Genomic DNA, 16286 nt, shown 5'->3' with positions numbered 1-16286 from the left:
GTTGCGGCTGCCTGCAAGCCGTCGCGGCCTGCTGCCGGGCAATGCGCCGCCGGCGTGCACTTTCTCCACGATTCAGCACCTGTTTTGCCGAACATGAGTACCGGGCCGGACACTCTCGCCGTCATCAAGGAACGCGCCACGATCGTGTGTCGTCAGCGCAGCAGCGTGCTGCTGGTCGCCCGCACCGCGTCGCGCTGGTCGCTGCCGGGCGGCACGATCCGGCGCGGCGAGACGCCGCTCGACGCTGCACTGCGGGAGCTCGCCGAGGAAACGCGGCTGGAGGGGCTCGCACTCGACTACGCCGTGCAGTTCGGCGGGCTGACGAAGCTCCATCATGTGTTCGTGGCCGACGTGCCGGGGCACCTGACGCCGCGCGCGAGCAACGAGATCGCCCGCTGCAAGTGGTTCACCGTCGACCGGCTCGACACGCTTCGTGCGAGCGTGCCGACGCGCAAGATCATCGAGTTGCTGCGGCTCGATTGTTTTACTGCGATCGCGAACGGCCGGCTGCGCTGAAGTCGATCTTACCCGCGCCGGTCACGTGCGCAGGAACGGGCCGGCCTTGCGTTCGAGCAGCGTGACGAGCTCGGGCTGCATGTACGCGTAACGGTCGGGAATGTCGAGGCAGACGATCTTCTTGTGCCGCAGATGCGCACCGAATTGCGCTGCCAGCTTTGCCTTGTGCGCACGCTCCATCACGAACACGACGTCGGCCCAATCGAGCTGCTCGGCGCACAGGTGTGTGCCCGCATCGGGCGCGAGGCCCGCCGAATCGGTTTCGACACCCGGCCACGCGGCGAATACCGCTTCGGCCGTCAGGCTGCGCAGCCGGTTGCGGCTGCAGATGAAGCGTGCCCGCGTCATGTCGCTGCCGGGTTCACCCCTGCGGAATCGTGCCCGGCCGGACGTACGCGAGCATGTGCGACACGTAGTCGGCCTTGCCGAGTTCGACGCCATGGTGGCGCAGGATCGCGTAAGCGGTGATCGCGTGGAAATTGAACTGCGGCAGTGCCCAGTCGCGCGCGTATTGTTCGCCCGTCATGTCGAACGCGATCCCGTTCGGCATCTCGAGCGCGATCGGCAGCGCACCGCCGCCATCGAGCGCATCCGGCGCGAGTTCGCCGAGAAACGTGAGCGTGCCGGCGATGATCGCCTGCGCGTCGGCGAGCGAGCCGGGCTGCGCGTCCGCATTCCACCCCGCCTCGCGCAAGGCCAGCAGCGCAGCCGGCAACGGTTCGCCACGCAACCGGTGGACGGGCTCCATGGCCTGGAAGCACGAGAAGCGCACCTGGGCCGCGAGCGGATACATGTCGGGCGCCAGCTTCAACGTCATCGCCGCGTCGGGCGCGTCGCCCGCGGCCTGCCGGTGCGCAGCGGCCTTGTCGAGCCACGCGGTCTGTGCGCGCAGCATGTGGGTGAAGGTCGGGACAAGAAGTTGGGTCGGTGTCACGCGTGCGCTCCTGGGTTGGGTTGTCGTTTGCGCCACGATAGCAGCGTCGACGCAAACATGCATCCCGGCCCGGGTGACGAGCGCGATTCGATGCGGTTCCGGCGTTCCGGCGATCAGGCGATCAGGCGATCAGGCGATGTGACGTGTGGCGTGCGGGTGTTGTCCCAAGCACGACGATCACGACGCGCGGCCGTCGCGCCCCGGCCTCAAGGCTTGCCTTGCCGAGCCAGGAACCGGTCGAGCTGCGATGCAAACGTCTTGCCGTCGCGCGCGCTGAACGGCGCCGGCCCGCCCGTGTCGATGCCGGCGCTGCGCAACTGGTCCATCATCGCGCGTGTCGACAGGCGTTCCTCGATGTTCTCGCGGCTGAACCAGTTGCCGCGCGGGTCGAGCGCATGCGCGCCCTTGTCGAGGACGGCGGCGGCCAGCGGAATGTCGGCGGTGATCACGAGATCGCCGGCTTCCGCCAGCTCGACGATGCGCGCATCGGCCACGTCGAAACCGGCCGGCACCTGCACCGCCTTGATGAACGGCGACGGCGGCGTGCGCAGGAACTGGTTCGCGACCAGCGTCACGCAGATTTCGGCACGACGCGCGGCGCGAAACAGCATGTCCTTGATGACGGCGGGACACGCGTCGGCATCGACCAATACTTGCATGGCGGTTTTTTCCAGTAGGCAGAAGCGGCGATCATAGCGCACCGCCGGCCGGCGATCAGCCGGCGCGGCCCGTGCACAGCGCGTCGGCCGTCACCCACTGCGCGCCCCACGCGGCGGCCAGCCGCGCGCCCTGCCCGATCCGCACGGCCGCATCGTCGAAGTCGACGAACACGACGTGATCGGCCGCCGCGGGTTTCGCGGGCGTCTCGCGCGTGCGCCCGTCGGACAGCACCCACAGCCAGCGCTGCTTGCCGGGCTCGCGCCGCGCCGCGCGCGCGAGCAAGTGCGCGGCGGCCGCGATGCCGTCCGCGAGCGGCGTGCCACCGCCGCCGTCGACCGGTTCGAGCCAGCGCGCATTCCACCAGCGCGGCACGGCCGGGCCGAAACGCCGCACGGTGCCCTCGCCGCCGAAACAGATCAGCGCGGTTTCGACACGGTCGCGCGCGGCCTGGTCGAAATACGCGACGATCAGGCCCTTCGCCAATGCGAGCCGCTCGTGCGACAGCATCGACGACGAACAGTCGAGCACGAAGCAATGCAACGCATCCGGTGCGCCGGTTCGCTTCCGGAAGCGCAGATGGCCGTGATGCAGCGGATCGCCGCGCTTCGCGGCGAACGTCGCCGGCCACGCGACGGCCGTGCCGGTGCGCGCCGTGCCCGGCACGCGCCCGGCTGCGCCTTGCTGCCATCGAGGACCGCGAACGGCGTTCGCGGCGGCACCGGCTCGATGGCTCAGCGTTTTTTTAGCGGCAGCGGTACCACGCCTTTCACGTCGCGCAGCCCGGCCGGCTCGGGCCGCAGGTAACCCCAGTCGCCCTGCGCGACGGCGGTGTCGTTTCCGGTTGTGCCCGGTTGATCTTCCGGCTGCGGGCGCGTATCCGGCGGCGAACGATCGTCGCGTGCGCGGTCCGGCTGCGATGCGCCGGAAGACGGCGGCGCACCGACATGGCGCCGGTGCCGCAGCACGGCTTCGGCCACACGCGCCACGTGCGACACCGTCACCGCATCGGCCTCCTCCAGTGCGGCGAGTGCGCGCGCGGCGCGCAGCATCACGAGATCGGCACGCAACCCGTCGACGGCCGCGTCGATGCACAGCGCGCTGACATGCGCATGCACCGCATCGCCGAAATCGAGCGTCGCCAGCCGTGCGCGTGCCGCGTGAATCCGGTCGCCGAGTTCACGCTGCGCGGGGGCATGGCGTGCGCGGAACGCGTCCGGATCGAGATCGAATGCCAGCCGCGCCTTCACGATCCGCTCGCGCTGCGCGGCATCGAAACAGTTCTCCAGCTCGACCATCAGCCCGAAACGGTCGAGCAGCTGCGGACGCAGCTCGCCCTCCTCGGGATTCATCGTGCCGACGAGCACGAAGCGCGCATCATGCGCGTGCGACACGCCATCGCGTTCCACGATGTTCACACCGCTCGCGGCGACGTCCAGCAGCGTATCGACGAGCCCGTCGGCGAGCAGGTTCACTTCGTCGACATACAGTACGCCGAGGTGCGCCCTCGCGAGCAGGCCCGGCCGGAAGCGCACGCCGTTTTCGGCGAGTGCATGCGCGAGATCGAGCGTACCCGTCACCTGTTCGTCGCTCGCCGACAGCGGCAGCGTGACGAATTGCCCTTCGGGCAACAGCTCCGCGAGGCCGCGCGCCGCGGTCGATTTCGCGGTGCCGCGCGGGCCGCTCACGAGCACGCCGCCGAGCGACGGGTCGATCGCTGCGAGCAGCAGCGCCTGTTGCAATGCATCCTGCGCGACGAGCGCCGCAAACGGAAAAACCGCGCGGGCGCGGTGCGTCGTTGGATCGGTCATCGCCGTCCCCCTTCGTGGAGTTGTTCGCTTGCGAGCCAGACCGCTTCGATCCGTTCGCGATAGTCGCCCGGCTGCTGCCACAGGCCGCGCTGCATCGCTTCGACGAAGCGTTCGCAGATGCCGTGCAGCGCCTTCGGGTTGTGCCGTTCGAGGAAAGCGCGGGTGGCGTCGTCGAACAGGTACGCGTCGGCGACGAGCGCGTACTGGTGGTCGGATAGCACGCGCGCGGTCGCGTCATAGCCGTACAGGTAGTCGACGGTCGCGGCCAGTTCGGCCGCGCCCTTGTAACCGTGACGCTTCACGCCGTCGAGCCATTTCGGGTTGACGACGCGCGAGCGGATCACGCGCGCGATTTCCTCGCGCAGCGTGCGCATCTTCGGCGCGACCGGGTTCGCATGGTCGCCGTGGTAGATGCTCGGCTGCTGCCCCGACAGGTGCCGCACCGCCGCGGTCATCCCGCCCTGGAACTGGTAGTAGTCGTTCGAATCGAGGATGTCGTGCTCGCGGCTGTCCTGGTTCTGCACGACGACGTCGATCGTCGCGAGCCGCTCGCCGAACACGTCGGTCGCGAGCTCGCCCGCGCTGTTCTGCGCATACGCATGGCCGCCCCACTGGCGGTATGCCTCCGCGAGATCGGCGTCGGTCTGCCAGCGGCGCTGGTCGATCAGGTCCTGCAGGCCCGCGCCATAGCTGCCCGGCCGCGCGCCGAACACGCGCCAGCCGGCGCGGCGCCGCGCTTCGTCCGGTGCCACGCCCTGCGCGAGCCATTTCGTGCGTTCGCGCTCGATGCGTGCGCGGATCGGGTTCAGCTCCTCGGGCTCGTCGAGCGCGGCCACCGCCTGCACGGCCGCGTCGAACAGGTGCATCAGGTTAGGGAACGCGTCGCGGAAGAAGCCCGACACACGCAGCGTCACGTCGATGCGCGGCCGGTCGAAGATCTCGATCGGCAGGATCTCGAAGTCGGTTACCCGGTGGCTGCCGTGCGCCCATTTCGGTCGTACGCCGAGCAGCGCGAATGCCTGCGCGATGTCGTCGCCGCCCGTGCGCATCGTCGCCGTGCCCCAGACGGACAGGCCGATCGCGTGCGGATAGTCGCCGTGATCCTGCAGATGGCGCTCGATCAGCTGCTGCGCGGATTTCAGGCCGAGCGACCACGCGGCCTGCGTCGGCACCGCGCGCGTGTCCACCGAGTAGAAGTTACGGCCGGTCGGCAGCACGTCGGGGCGGCCGCGCGACGGCGAGCCGCTCGGCCCCGGCGGCACGAAGCGGCCGTCGAGCCCGCGCAAGAGCTGGCGCATTTCCTCGCCGCCGCACGCGTCGAGCGAGGGCAGCAGCGTCGCGCGGACGCGCTCGATCACCGCGAGCGTATGCGGCCAGTCGCCGGACGGTATCGCGTCGGCGCCAGTGTTGCCGCCATCGGCCGCACACAGCTCGTCCAGCCATTGCTGTGCGAGCCGTTCGAGCCGCTCGCGCGTATCGCCCGCATGGCGCCACGGCGATGCGTCGAGCGCCTGCAGGATCGCCGGGCGCGGGCCGACCCATGGCGCGGCCCAGTCGGCCGCGAGCGGATCGAAGTCGTCGCCGAGCGCGAGATCGCGCGCCAGCGCGCCGATCAGCCCCGCGCGTGCGCCCTTGCCGTCGCCGACCGGAAAGCGCGCGAGCGCGAGCAGCGTGTCGCGTCGCTGGCGATCGGCCGGCGACATGCCGAACACGTGCAGCCCGTCGCGAATCTGCGCTTCCTTCAGTTCGCACAGCCACGCGTCGACGCGCGTGAGCAGCGCATCCTCGTCGCCCGTGTCGCGCGGCGGCGACACGCTCAGTTCGTCATGCAGACGATGCTCGGCGATCGTCGCGAGGATCGTCTTGCGCAGTAGCTTCGCGCGCCGCGCGTCGACCATCAGCGCTTCGTAGTATTCGTCGACCTGCCGCTCGAGATCCTGCAGCGGGCCGTAGTTTTCCGCGCGCGTGAGCGGCGGCATCAGGTGATCGATGATCACGGCCTGCGCGCGGCGCTTCGCCTGGCTGCCCTCGCCCGGATCGTTGACGATGAACGGATACAGGTGCGGCAGCGGCCCGAGCGACAGGTCGGGCCAGCACGCGTCGGACAGCGCGACGCTCTTGCCCGGCAGCCATTCGAGGTTGCCGTGCTTGCCGAGGTGGATGACGGCGTCGATGCGATACGCATCGCGCAGCCAGAAATAGAACGCGAGATACGCGTGCGGCGGCACGAGATCCGCGTCATGGTAGCTCGCGTAGTCGTTCTCGCCGCGCGAGCGCGACGGCTGGATGCCGACGAACACGTTGCCCGCGCGCCAGCCGGCGATCGTGAAACGCCCTTGCCGCAGCGTCGGATCGGCTTCGGGCGGGCCCCAGCGTTCGTTCAGCGCGTCGCGCACAGCCGCCGGCAACCGCGCGAAATGCGCGACGTAGTCGGCCAGCGCGAAACTCTGGAACGCGGGGCGCAGCGCATGCACGGCCGCGTCGTTGGTCACGCCTTCGGTGAGTCGCGCGATCAGCGCGTCGCCGTCGGGCGGCAGGTCGGCCACCGCGTAGCCCGCGTCGCGCAGCGCCGCGAGCACGCGCAGCGCGGACGCCGGTGTGTCGAGCCCGACGCCGTTGCCGATTCGCCCTTCGCTTTGCGGATAGTTCGCGAGAATCAGCGCGACGCGCTTCTCGCCATTGTCGAGCGTGCGCAGCCGGCACCAGCCGCGCGCGAGCGCCGCGACGAACGCGATCCGCTCGGCGTCCGGCTGGTAGCGCACGACGTCGACCTCGGTGTGCGGGCACCGATACGCGAGCCCCTTGAAGCTCACCGCGCGCGTGACGATCCGGCCGTCGACTTCGGGAAGCGCGATGTGCATCGCGATGTCGCGCGCATGCAGGCCCTGGTTGTCGGCCACCCACGCGTCGCGATTGCCGCCGGACAGGATCACCTGCAGCACCGGCGCGTCGCCGGCGAGCACATCGTGTTCCGGGCTGTCGATCGAGCCGGCCGCGAACGCGGTCGTATTCAGCACGAGCGCGACGTCGTGCGTGTCGCAAAGCTGCGTGATGACTTCGCGGCTCACCGCATCCTTCAGCGACGTGACCGCGATCGGCAGCGGATTCAACCCTTCCCGCACGAGCGCATCGGCCAGCGCGTCGAACACGGCCGTGTTCGCGGCCTGCCAGTGCGCGCGATAGAACAGGATCGCGACGACGGGCGCGCCGGGCGTCCAGCGCGGCCGCCAGTCGTCGACGCTCGCGCGGTCGCGCGCCGGGTGATACAGCGCGGCGGCCGGCAGCGGGCGTGGCGGTTCGGGTTCCTCGCCGAACCCGAGTGTGTGGAATGCAATGCTGCGCAGCAGCGCCTCGGCATTGTGCACGCCGCCTTCACGCAGGTAGCGCCACCACAGCCGGCACAGGCCGGGCGCGACGGTGCTCTTCGCGACGAGGTTCGGGTCCTCCTGCAGGTCGCCAGAGAACATCGCGAGCTGCTGGGCGCGCTTCGACGCGAGCGACACGGCCTGCTCGATCCCGTACGGCCAGTAAGCCTCGCCGCCGAGATGATCGATCACGACCGACTTCGCGTGTTGCAACACGTCGTCGACGTAGAAATCGACCGACGCCGGCTGGCGCAGGAACGTGACGTTCGCGAGTCGCACGCTCGGGAAGCCGGCCGGCAGTTGCGGCACGACGCTTGCGAGCAGCGACAGCGTCGTGTCGGCCGAGCTCAGGATCACGATGTCGGCCGGTTGCTGGTCGATCCGGACAACACCCTGCGAATCGTCGACGAAGCCGCCCGGCGTGGTGCGCAGCAGATGCATCGTGCGTTACGCCTGTTGCGGCTCGGCCGCGCACGCGGCGTCGAACGCGCGTTGCAGCGCGGCCGCGTCGAGGTCTTCGCCGATCAGCACGAAGCGGCTCGCGCGCGTTTCGCCGTCCTGCCAGCGACGGTCGAAATAGCTGTCGAAGCGGCGGCCGACGCCCTGGATCACGAGCCGCATCGGCGCGCCCGGCAGCGCGGCGAAGCCTTTCGCGCGATAGATCGTGTGCGCTTCGACGACCCGCTGCAGCGCGGCGATCGTCGCTTCGCGCGTGCCGGCGTCGCCCGACACGACCACCGAGTCGAAATCGTCGTGATGGTGATCGTGATCGCCGTCGTCGGCCGAGCCGTGATGGTCGTGACGCAGGTGGATCGTTTCTTCCGATGCCGATTCGAGACCGAGCAGCATCGCGAGATCGAGCTCGCCGCGCGTCGCGCGCACGATCTTCACCTGCGGCGGGATCTCGTCACGAATCGCGGTTTCGATTTGCGCGAATTCCGCGTCGCCGACGAGATCGGCCTTGTTCACGATCACGAGATCGGCGGACGACAGTTGATCGGCGAACAGCTCGTGCAGCGGCGATTCGTGGTCGAGGTTCGGATCGGCGCGGCGCTGCGCGTCGACGGCCTGCGGGTTTTCCGCGAACTGGCCGCTGGCGGCAGCCGGCCCGTCGACGACGGTCACGACCGCGTCGACCGTGAAACTGTTGCGTATCGTCGGCCAGTTGAATGCCTGGACGAGCGGCTTCGGCAGCGCAAGCCCCGACGTCTCGATCAGCACGTGATCGATGTCCGCGCGGCGCTCGACGAGCGCTTCCATCACCGGATAGAACTCTTCCTGCACGGTGCAGCACAGGCAGCCGTTCGCGAGTTCGTAGAGCTGGCCCGACGCTTCGCCCTGCGCGCCGTCGGCCTCGTCGCAGCCGATGCCGCAGCCCTTGAGGATTTCGCCGTCGATGCCGAGTTCGCCGAATTCGTTGACGATCACCGCGATGCGGCGGCCTTCGGCGTGCTGCAGGATGTGGCGCATCAGCGTCGTCTTGCCGCTGCCGAGAAAGCCCGTGACGATCGTGACGGGAAGCTTGCGTAGGGTCATGGAATATCCAGGGTCGTAAGGAAGAGTCAGGCCGAGATCGTCACGTCGATCTCGTCGTAGCGTTTTAACCGGTAGATCAGGGCCGACACGAGCCAGCATGCGAGGAACAGGCCGATCACGACATAGCCGAGCACGCCGAAGTGCGACGCCACCATCGACGCGAAGTCCCACACCGGGCCCTGCAGCGACAGCTTGTCCGCGAGCAGCGCGAGCACCTCGATGCCACCGATCAGCGCGGCGACCAGCACCGACACGAAGGTGATCGTCATGTTGTAGTAGATCTTGCGGATCGGCCGCACGTACGCCCAGCGATACGCGCCCATCATCAGGATGCCGTCGGTCGTGTCGACGAGCGTCATGCCGGCGGTGAACAGCATCGGCAGCGCCATCACGGACCAGAACGACAGACCGCCCTGCACCTGCGCCGCCGAGATGCCGAACAGCGCGATCTCGGTCGCCGTGTCGAAGCCGAAGCCGAACAGGAACCCGACCGGATACAGGTGCCAGCTGCGCGACACCAGCCGGAACAGCGGACGGAACAGGCGCGCGAGCACGCCGCGCCGGTTCAGCAGCAGGTCGAGATCGGCGTCGACGATCGGCTCGCCGCGCCGCGCGGCGCGAAACGTCCGGTAGACGGAAACCAGGATCAGCAGGTTCGCGATCGCGAGCACCAGCAGGAAGAACGCCGACACGCTCGTGCTGATCACGCCGCCCCACGCTTTCAGGCTGTCGAAGCGCGCGAGCGACGCGGCCGTGAGCGTCACCACGACCGACATCACGATCACGACCGTCGAATGGCCGAGCGAGAAGAACAGGCCCGCGCCGAGCGGGCTGCGCCCCTCCTGCATCAGCTTGCGCGTGACGTTGTCGATGGCCGCGATGTGGTCGGCGTCGACCGCATGACGCAGCCCGAACACGTATGCGAGCAGCGCGGTGCCGAGCAGCACGGGCTGGCCGTGGAACGCGGCGAACGCCCAGATCCACGCGCCTGCGTTGAAGGCGATCAGCAGCGCATAGATCGCGACGATCTTGCCGCGCAGCCCGGACGGACTGTCGTTGAACAGGCGGAACAGCGAATCGAGCATGACGCTCCTTTGCGAACGGTCGACATGAAGAATGCCAACACGGCCGTCGCTGCGCGGCCCCGCGCGGTCCGGCCCTTCGTCGCACCGGGTCATGCGCATTCGCGCAGGCGGCCGGACGACGGGGATCGGGAAACGCTCGGGTGTCAGGCACGCTGCGGCCGTGGACGATGCGCCGCTTCCCCGCGGCGCTGAACCCCAACGTTTAGGCCGGTATCCGGGCTGACGAACACGCCGCTTCGCCTTCCCGGATACGCAGGGCATCCAGTGGCGGTCGTCCGCATGCGGGCGGCATGCGGCGAAGCGGCGCTGCATCGCGGCGGGCACGATGCGTTCGCTTACCGTTGCGGGGGCAGCACAGGTTGGCTCGACTGCGACGCAGGCAGGCTCCCTGTTTCCCGTTTAACTGCGCACGCCGGAGGGCGCGCGCGAGCACCAAAACGCGTGCGAGTGTAGGCGTCGGGGGCGGGAGCGTCAAGGCGATGCTGCCCGCCGAACGGCGTCTTGCATGGCCGCCGCGCCACGCCGGAGGCCGCTTCCGGCATCGGCGAAGCGGGTTCGCGCGGGCGAATCGCTGTGCTATCGTAGCGCCGCGTTCGGTGCTCGCATGCGCATTCCGTGCATGCAGTTAAACGGGAAACAGGAGGCGGATCACCGCCCGGCCTGTGCTGTCCCCGCAACGGTACGCCGCCCGCGCGACGCGCTTCCCCGCGCACGCGCCCATGCCGCCCACGATGCCACTGCCCTTCTAACCGGGCGGGAAGGCTGCGGCCTGGCAGGCGGCCAGCCCGGATACCGGCCGACGCAAGGGGCGAGCCCGATGCTCGCCGAACGCCCGATCCGCGGGGGACGGATGAGGTGCGCATTCCGCCCGCGTCCGCGCGGGCTTCGTTCGATCCGTCATGCGTGACCTGTCTGCTGGCCGCCGCCGTGCCGCCCGCCTGCCCTTTTCCACTGTTTCGACACGGTGCGCGCCGTGCCGCGCCCGATGAGCCGCGCCTGGCTCATCGGCGCCGGCCCCGGCGACGCCGACCTGCTGACGCTCAAGGCCGTCCACGCGATCGGCGCGGCCGACGTGCTGCTCGTCGACGATCTCGTGAACCCCGACGTGCTGCGCCATGCGCGTGCCGACGCGCACATCGAGCACGTCGGCAAGCGCGGCGGTCATGCATCGACGCCGCAGGAGGCGATCGTCGCGGCAATGCTCGCGCATCTGCGCGCGGGCCGCAGCGTCGCGCGGCTCAAGGGCGGCGATCCGTTCGTGTTCGGCCGCGGCGGCGAGGAGCTGGCCGCGCTCGGCGCGGCGGGATTTCAAGTCGAGGTCGTGAGCGGCGTCACGGCCGGCATCGCCGCGCCGGCCGCGCTCGGCATTCCGGTCACGCAGCGCGGCGACGCACAGGGCGTGATCTTCGTCACGGGCCACGGCGCGGGCGCCGACGAACCCGACTGGCGCGCGCTCGCCGCCACGCGCATGACGATCGTCATCTATATGGGGATCCGCCGGCTCGACACGATTGCAGCCGCGCTGCGCGAAGGCGGCCTGCCTGGCGACACGCCGTGCGCGGCGATCGAGAATGCGACGCGCCCCGAACAACGGCACGTGCTCGCGACGCTCGACACGCTCGTCGAACACGTCGGCGCGACCGGCATCGGTTCGCCGGCCATCGTCGTGATCGGCCGTGTCGCGGCGTTCGCCCACGATCCCGCGGTACGTGCCGCACTCGGCAGCGGCGCATGATGCGCGTCGCGCTCGGTGTCGGTTTCCGCGCGGGCGTGACGGCCGCGCAACTCGATGCCGCGATCCGCGCGGCGCTGAGGCTGTACCCGGCTGCCAAACCGGCGCTCGTCGCCACGCTCGCCGACAAGGCGCGTGCCCGCGCGCTGCGCACGCTGTGCGCGAGACGCGGCTGGCCGCTCGTCGCGTTCGACGCGGCACAACTCGCGAGCCGCCCCGAACTGGCCGCGAGCGGTCCGTCGGATGCCGCGCTCGCCCGCTTCGGCGTCGCGGGCGTGGCCGAGCCGTGCGCGCAGCTCGCGGCGCCGCACGGCCGGCTGCTGGGCCCCAAATCCATCCGGGACGGCGTGACGGTCGCAGTTGCCGGCCCGCTCTGAACCCTTTGTTTCGCTTTCTTTCGACAGGATCAATCCGATGAAAACCGACGCCGAATCCCATCAACGGATGACCGAACGCCGCCGCGCGGGCCACGAGAAGAAGCAGGCCGCCGCCACCAACGAAAAGGGCCTGCTGATCGTCAACACCGGCAACGGCAAGGGCAAGAGCACTGCCGCGTTCGGCATGGCCGTGCGCGTGCTTGGCCACGGCATGAAGCTCGGTGTCGTGCAGTTCATCAAGGGCGCGTTGCACACGTCCGAGCGCGACTTCCTCGGCGCGGTTGCCGAATGCGATTTCGTGACGATGGGCGACGGCTATACGTGGAACACGCAGAACCGCGACGCCGACATCGCGACCGCGCGCAAGGGCTGGGACGAGGCGCGCCGGATGATCGAAAGCGGCGACTACCGGATGGTGATCCTCGACGAACTGAACACGGTGCTGAAGTACGAATACCTGCCGCTCGACGAAGTGCTCGCGACGCTTGTCGCGCGTCCCGATTCGGTCCACGTCGTCGTGACCGGGCGGCATGCGCCCGATGCGCTGATCGATGCGGCCGACCTCGTCACCGAAATGCGGCTCGTCAAGCATCCGTACAAGGAGCAAGGCGTGAAGGCGCAGCGCGGCGTGGAGTTCTGAGCATGCCGGCCTGCCCCGCGCTGTTCGTCAGTGCGCCCGCGTCGGGCCAGGGCAAGACGTCGGTGACGGCCGGCCTCGCGCGGCTGCACCGCCGGCTCGGCCGCCGTGTGCGCGTGTTCAAGACCGGGCCCGACTTTCTCGATCCGATGCTGCTCGAACGCGCGAGCGGCGCCCCCGTGCATGCGCTCGACCTCGGGATGGTCGGCGAGGCCGGCTGCCGCGCGCTGCTTGCCGATGCCGCGCGCGAGGCCGACCTGATCCTGATCGAAGGCGTGATGGGGCTGTTCGACGGCACGCCGAGCAGTGCCGATCTCGCGGCGGCGTTCGGCGTGCCGGTCGTCGCAGTGATTTCCGCGAAGGCGATGGCGCAGACGTTCGCGGCGATCGCGTTCGGGCTCGCGCGGTTCCGGCCGGGGCTGCCGTTTCACGGCGTGCTGGCCAATCGCGTCGGCTCGGCCCGGCACGCGGAGCTGCTGCAACAGGCGCTGCCCGACGACCTGCGCTGGCTCGGGCATGTGCCGGCCGATGCGGGCATCGCGCTGCCGGAGCGGCATCTCGGCCTGCACCAGCCGGCCGATATCGACGATCTCGACGCCCGGCTCGATCGCGCGGCCGACGTGCTCGCGCAGACGGCGCTCGCTGAATTGCCGCCCGCCGTCGCGTTCGCGGAACCGGACGCCGCGGCGCCGCTGCCGCGTGCGCTCACCGGCAAGCGGATCGCGGTGGCGCGCGACGCGGCGTTCTCGTTCATCTATCCGGCGAATCTCGCGCTGCTCGACGCGCTCGGTGCGCAGTCGAGGTTCTTCTCGCCGCTCGCCGACGAACCGGTGCCGGACGATTGCGACGCGCTGTTCCTGCCGGGCGGCTATCCGGAACTGCATGCGGCGACGCTCGCGGCAAATACGGCAACCGCACGAACGATTCGTGCGCATGCGGCGGCCGGCCGGCCGATCGTCGCGGAATGCGGGGGGATGGTGTATCTCAGTGAATCGCTGACCGACGTGGACGGCGCGTCGACGCCGATGCTGGGGTTGCTGCCGGGCCACGCGACGATGCAGCGCCGGTTCGCGGCGCTCGGCATGCAGCAACTCGAAACGCGGCACGGCTCGATGCGCGGCCATACGTTCCACTACTCGCGGCTCGCGACGCCGCTCGATCCAGTCGCGCATGCGGCACGCCCCGACGGCGCGACCGGCAGCGGCGAGGCCGTCTATCGCCACGGCGCAATCGTCGCGACGTACATGCACATGTACTGGCCGTCGAATCCGGATGCGGTCGTGGCGCTTTTCAGCGGAGAAGCGTTCTAGATTGATCGGTGCAGCGATGATGAGCCGGTCGGCGATGATCGCCCTGCTCGACGGGCGCAGCTACAGGTGCCGTTCGATATCCATCCGCTGATGGAAGATTTGAATCACATCGATCGTGTCATCCGTTTCGCGATAGATTGGGTACATCTCGCATTCAGTCGCCGTGGCGACCTTGCCGATGTCCAGTCCGCGCCGCATGCGTTGCGTCCTTCGACATGTCAGGGCTTTTCGCGCCCCGGCGCTTCCGAACGCGAAGTGCGGATCACGGTGCCGTCGGGCGAGAAATGCGCATTGAACATCGCGTCGCCCGATACACCGCCCTCGGCCCAGTGCCAGCTCCACACCTCTTCATGGCTCAGCGCGTATTGCGCGATCTCGGTCGGCTTGCCGAGCAGTTGCCGCACGTCGTCCTTCGACATCCCGGGCACGACCTTCGCGATGTTCGCCGCCGTCAGCGCCTGCGTGATCGACACGAGCCGGCCGTCGGGCCCGAAATCGAGCATGTAGGTGCTCGTGCCGTACGGGCCGCGCGGATATTCGAACCGCTGCGAGCCGTCGTCGCCCTGCCTGACCATCTCGGGCTTGCCCGCCTGGCGGAGCACGTCTTCGGTCGTCGAGACGCCCGGCTGCAGATTACCGAACGCCATCGGATCGGGCTTGATCGCATTCACCGCGTCGGCCACCTTCTGGTCGTCGCACCCGGCCGCCAGAACGCCGACCGCACAAGCCGTCAGCACGGTCAGAAGCTGTTTTCGCATGTCATCCACACCTGTATTCATCGAGCCGATCCGGCGTCGCGCGCAGCGTAGCACGCGACCTGTTTCGTCGATGTCAAGGAGCGTCAAATTCACGCGCGTGCTGTCGCGTCCGGTTTCACGGACGCACACGCACACGTCGAACGGCGGCTGCGACGCCGCCGCGCCTCTGCGTCAAACCAGGAATGCCTCGGCCAGCTTGACCCAGTACGACGCGCCGGTGGGCAGCGCCGCGTCGTTGAAGTCGTAACCGGGGTTGTGCACCATGCAGCCACCCTCCCCGTCGCCGTTGCCGATGATCAGGTAGCAGCCCGGCCGCTTCTCGAGCAGGAACGCGAAATCCTCGCTGCCGGTGAGCGGCACCATCCCGTCGATCAGGTTCGCTTCGCCCACCCATTCGCGCGCAATACCGCGCGCCAACTCGGTCATTTCCGCATCGTTGACGAGCACCGGGTAGCGGCGCTGGTAGTCGATCGTCGCGGTCGCGCCGTACACGGCAGCCTGCGCATGCACGACTTCCTTGATGCGCGTCTCCAGCAGGTCGCGCACGTCGGGTTTCAGCGCGCGCACCGACAGGCGCATCTGCGCGCGATCGGGAATCACGTTCGGCGCCTCGCCCGCATGGATTGCGCCGACCGTGACGATCGCCATGTCGAGCGGAGACACGTTGCGCGACACGATCGTCTGCAGCGCCAGCACGATCTGCGCGCACACGACGACAGGATCGATCGCCTTGTGCGGCACCGCGCCGTGGCCGCCGCGGCCCTGCACATCGATGACGACGGTATCGGACGACGCCATGAACGGCCCCGGCAGGAAGCCGAATTTGCCGGTCGGGAAACCCGGCATGTTGTGCATCGCGAAGATCGCATCGCACGGGAACAGCTCGAACAGCCCTTCGTCGAGCATCTTCTTCGCGCCGCCGAGCCCTTCTTCCGCCGGCTGGAAAATCAGGTTCAGCGTGCCCGAGAAGCTGCGCTCGCGTGCGAGATGCTTCGCGGCCGCGAGCAGCATCGCCGTGTGGCCGTCGTGGCCGCACGCGTGCATCTTGCCGGCAATCCTGCTCTCGTACGGCAGGCCGGTCGCCTCGTGAATCGGCAGCGCATCCATGTCGGCGCGCAGGCCGAGGCGCTGCGTGCCGTTGCCGACCTTCAACTGCGCGACGACGCCCGTGCCGCCGAGCCCGCGATGCACCGTGTAGCCCCACGACTGCAGTTGCTCGGCGACGAGGTCGCTCGTCGCGAATTCCTCGAAACCGAGCTCGGGGTGGGCATGGATGCGGTGCCGGATCTCGATCATTTCATCGGCCAGGCCTGCTGGAATCACGCTGTGCGTCACGGTGTCGTCTCCTGTTTCTGCGGGGAATGTGCAGGCAAGGATAGTCGGTTCACCAGCAACCGGGCAGACGGAAAGTCGTCACGGTAGCAACTGATGGTTGCCGTATCGCGCACCGCACACGGGATAGGAAAACCGGCCATCCGGATGACTGCCGCACGCGGTCCAGGCACGTGAAACTGTGGGCTCCACATCGATTTGATGGGCACCGGGATTCGACGATGACCGTTCAAGCA

16 protein-coding genes and 2 riboswitches are annotated in these 16286 nt (G+C 69.1%); of the genes, 5 read left to right on the top strand and 11 right to left on the bottom strand.

The genetic code is table 11. The features are described 5' to 3' along the window. Positions 1-93 precede the first annotated feature (93 nt). On the top strand, positions 94-516 hold the full coding sequence (locus HAV18_RS33025) for an NUDIX hydrolase (RefSeq protein ID WP_166964343.1): 423 nt from the start codon (positions 94-96) through the stop codon (positions 514-516). Positions 517-537: 21 nt separating this feature from the next. Here the strand turns inward: HAV18_RS33025 and HAV18_RS33020 are convergent, their stop codons facing one another. The 8 genes from HAV18_RS33020 to HAV18_RS32985 form a co-directional block, all read right to left on the bottom strand. Then, a complete protein-coding gene (locus HAV18_RS33020) occupies positions 538-864 on the bottom strand; it encodes a low molecular weight protein tyrosine phosphatase family protein (RefSeq protein WP_166964341.1) in 327 nt (108 codons plus the stop codon). A 13-nt stretch (positions 865-877) separates the two neighbouring features. Next, the gene (locus HAV18_RS33015) at positions 878-1450 is read right to left on the bottom strand and encodes a DUF1993 domain-containing protein (protein WP_166964339.1); all 573 of its coding nucleotides are present in this window, start codon (positions 1448-1450) and stop codon (positions 878-880) included. Between the two features lie 206 nt (positions 1451-1656). Continuing rightward, a complete protein-coding gene (locus HAV18_RS33010) occupies positions 1657-2109 on the bottom strand; it encodes a YaiI/YqxD family protein (protein WP_166964337.1) in 453 nt (150 codons plus the stop codon). Between the two features lie 55 nt (positions 2110-2164). Next, positions 2165-2773, bottom strand: a complete 609-nt coding sequence (locus HAV18_RS33005; protein WP_166964335.1) for a magnesium chelatase — start codon at positions 2771-2773, stop codon at positions 2165-2167. A gap of 68 nt (positions 2774-2841) precedes the next feature. Then, complete coding sequence (locus HAV18_RS33000; protein ID WP_166964333.1) at positions 2842-3918, bottom strand: ATP-binding protein; 1077 nt, start codon at positions 3916-3918, stop codon at positions 2842-2844. Next, positions 3915-7724 (bottom strand): cobaltochelatase subunit CobN, encoded by a 3810-nt coding sequence (gene cobN, locus HAV18_RS32995; protein WP_166964331.1) that lies wholly within the window; start codon positions 7722-7724, stop codon positions 3915-3917. Before cobN ends, HAV18_RS33000 begins: the two co-directional genes overlap by 4 nt. Before the next feature lie 6 nt (positions 7725-7730). Beyond that, the gene (gene cobW / locus HAV18_RS32990; protein WP_166964329.1) at positions 7731-8819 is read right to left on the bottom strand and encodes a cobalamin biosynthesis protein CobW; all 1089 of its coding nucleotides are present in this window, start codon (positions 8817-8819) and stop codon (positions 7731-7733) included. Between the two features lie 26 nt (positions 8820-8845). Beyond that, positions 8846-9904 carry a HoxN/HupN/NixA family nickel/cobalt transporter gene (locus HAV18_RS32985; protein ID WP_166964327.1) on the bottom strand — a complete coding sequence of 353 codons (1059 nt, stop codon included), beginning with the start codon at positions 9902-9904 and terminating at the stop codon, positions 8846-8848. Between the two features lie 187 nt (positions 9905-10091). Then, a riboswitch (cobalamin riboswitch) is annotated at positions 10092-10356 on the bottom strand. Between the two features lie 125 nt (positions 10357-10481). After that, positions 10482-10720, top strand: a riboswitch (cobalamin riboswitch). Positions 10721-10889: 169 nt separating this feature from the next. Here HAV18_RS32985 and cobA point away from each other — a divergent pair. From cobA to HAV18_RS32965, 4 genes are read left to right on the top strand one after another with little or no spacing between them, the layout of a single operon-like run. Then, positions 10890-11639, top strand: coding sequence for a uroporphyrinogen-III C-methyltransferase (cobA, locus tag HAV18_RS32980; protein ID WP_166964325.1), 750 nt, complete (start codon positions 10890-10892; stop codon positions 11637-11639). Further along, positions 11636-12013 (top strand): cobalamin biosynthesis protein, encoded by a 378-nt coding sequence (locus HAV18_RS32975; protein WP_166964323.1) that lies wholly within the window; start codon positions 11636-11638, stop codon positions 12011-12013. Before cobA ends, HAV18_RS32975 begins: the two co-directional genes overlap by 4 nt. 37 nt (positions 12014-12050) lie before the next feature. Further along, on the top strand, positions 12051-12653 hold the full coding sequence (cobO, locus tag HAV18_RS32970) for a cob(I)yrinic acid a,c-diamide adenosyltransferase (protein WP_166964321.1): 603 nt from the start codon (positions 12051-12053) through the stop codon (positions 12651-12653). Positions 12654-12655: 2 nt separating this feature from the next. Next, positions 12656-13960, top strand: coding sequence for a cobyrinate a,c-diamide synthase (locus tag HAV18_RS32965; protein ID WP_166964319.1), 1305 nt, complete (start codon positions 12656-12658; stop codon positions 13958-13960). A gap of 60 nt (positions 13961-14020) precedes the next feature. On the opposite strand, the gene HAV18_RS39740 is transcribed toward HAV18_RS32965, so the two are convergent. The 3 genes from HAV18_RS39740 to HAV18_RS32950 all read right to left on the bottom strand — a co-directional run bounded on the left by HAV18_RS39740 (position 14021) and on the right by HAV18_RS32950 (position 16053). Beyond that, positions 14021-14158 (bottom strand): hypothetical protein, encoded by a 138-nt coding sequence (locus HAV18_RS39740; protein WP_208102208.1) that lies wholly within the window; start codon positions 14156-14158, stop codon positions 14021-14023. Positions 14159-14178: 20 nt separating this feature from the next. Continuing rightward, positions 14179-14718, bottom strand: coding sequence for an outer membrane protein assembly factor BamE (gene bamE, locus HAV18_RS32955; RefSeq protein ID WP_048244354.1), 540 nt, complete (start codon positions 14716-14718; stop codon positions 14179-14181). A gap of 171 nt (positions 14719-14889) precedes the next feature. After that, positions 14890-16053, bottom strand: coding sequence for a M20 aminoacylase family protein (locus HAV18_RS32950; RefSeq protein ID WP_166964317.1), 1164 nt, complete (start codon positions 16051-16053; stop codon positions 14890-14892). Positions 16054-16286 lie beyond the last annotated feature (233 nt).

The organism is Burkholderia sp. D-99, assembly GCF_011605345.1.
Classification (GTDB): Bacteria; Pseudomonadota; Gammaproteobacteria; order Burkholderiales; family Burkholderiaceae; genus Burkholderia.
Note: the sequence above shows the minus strand (reverse complement) of the source record. Positions and strands in the feature narration are given on the sequence as shown.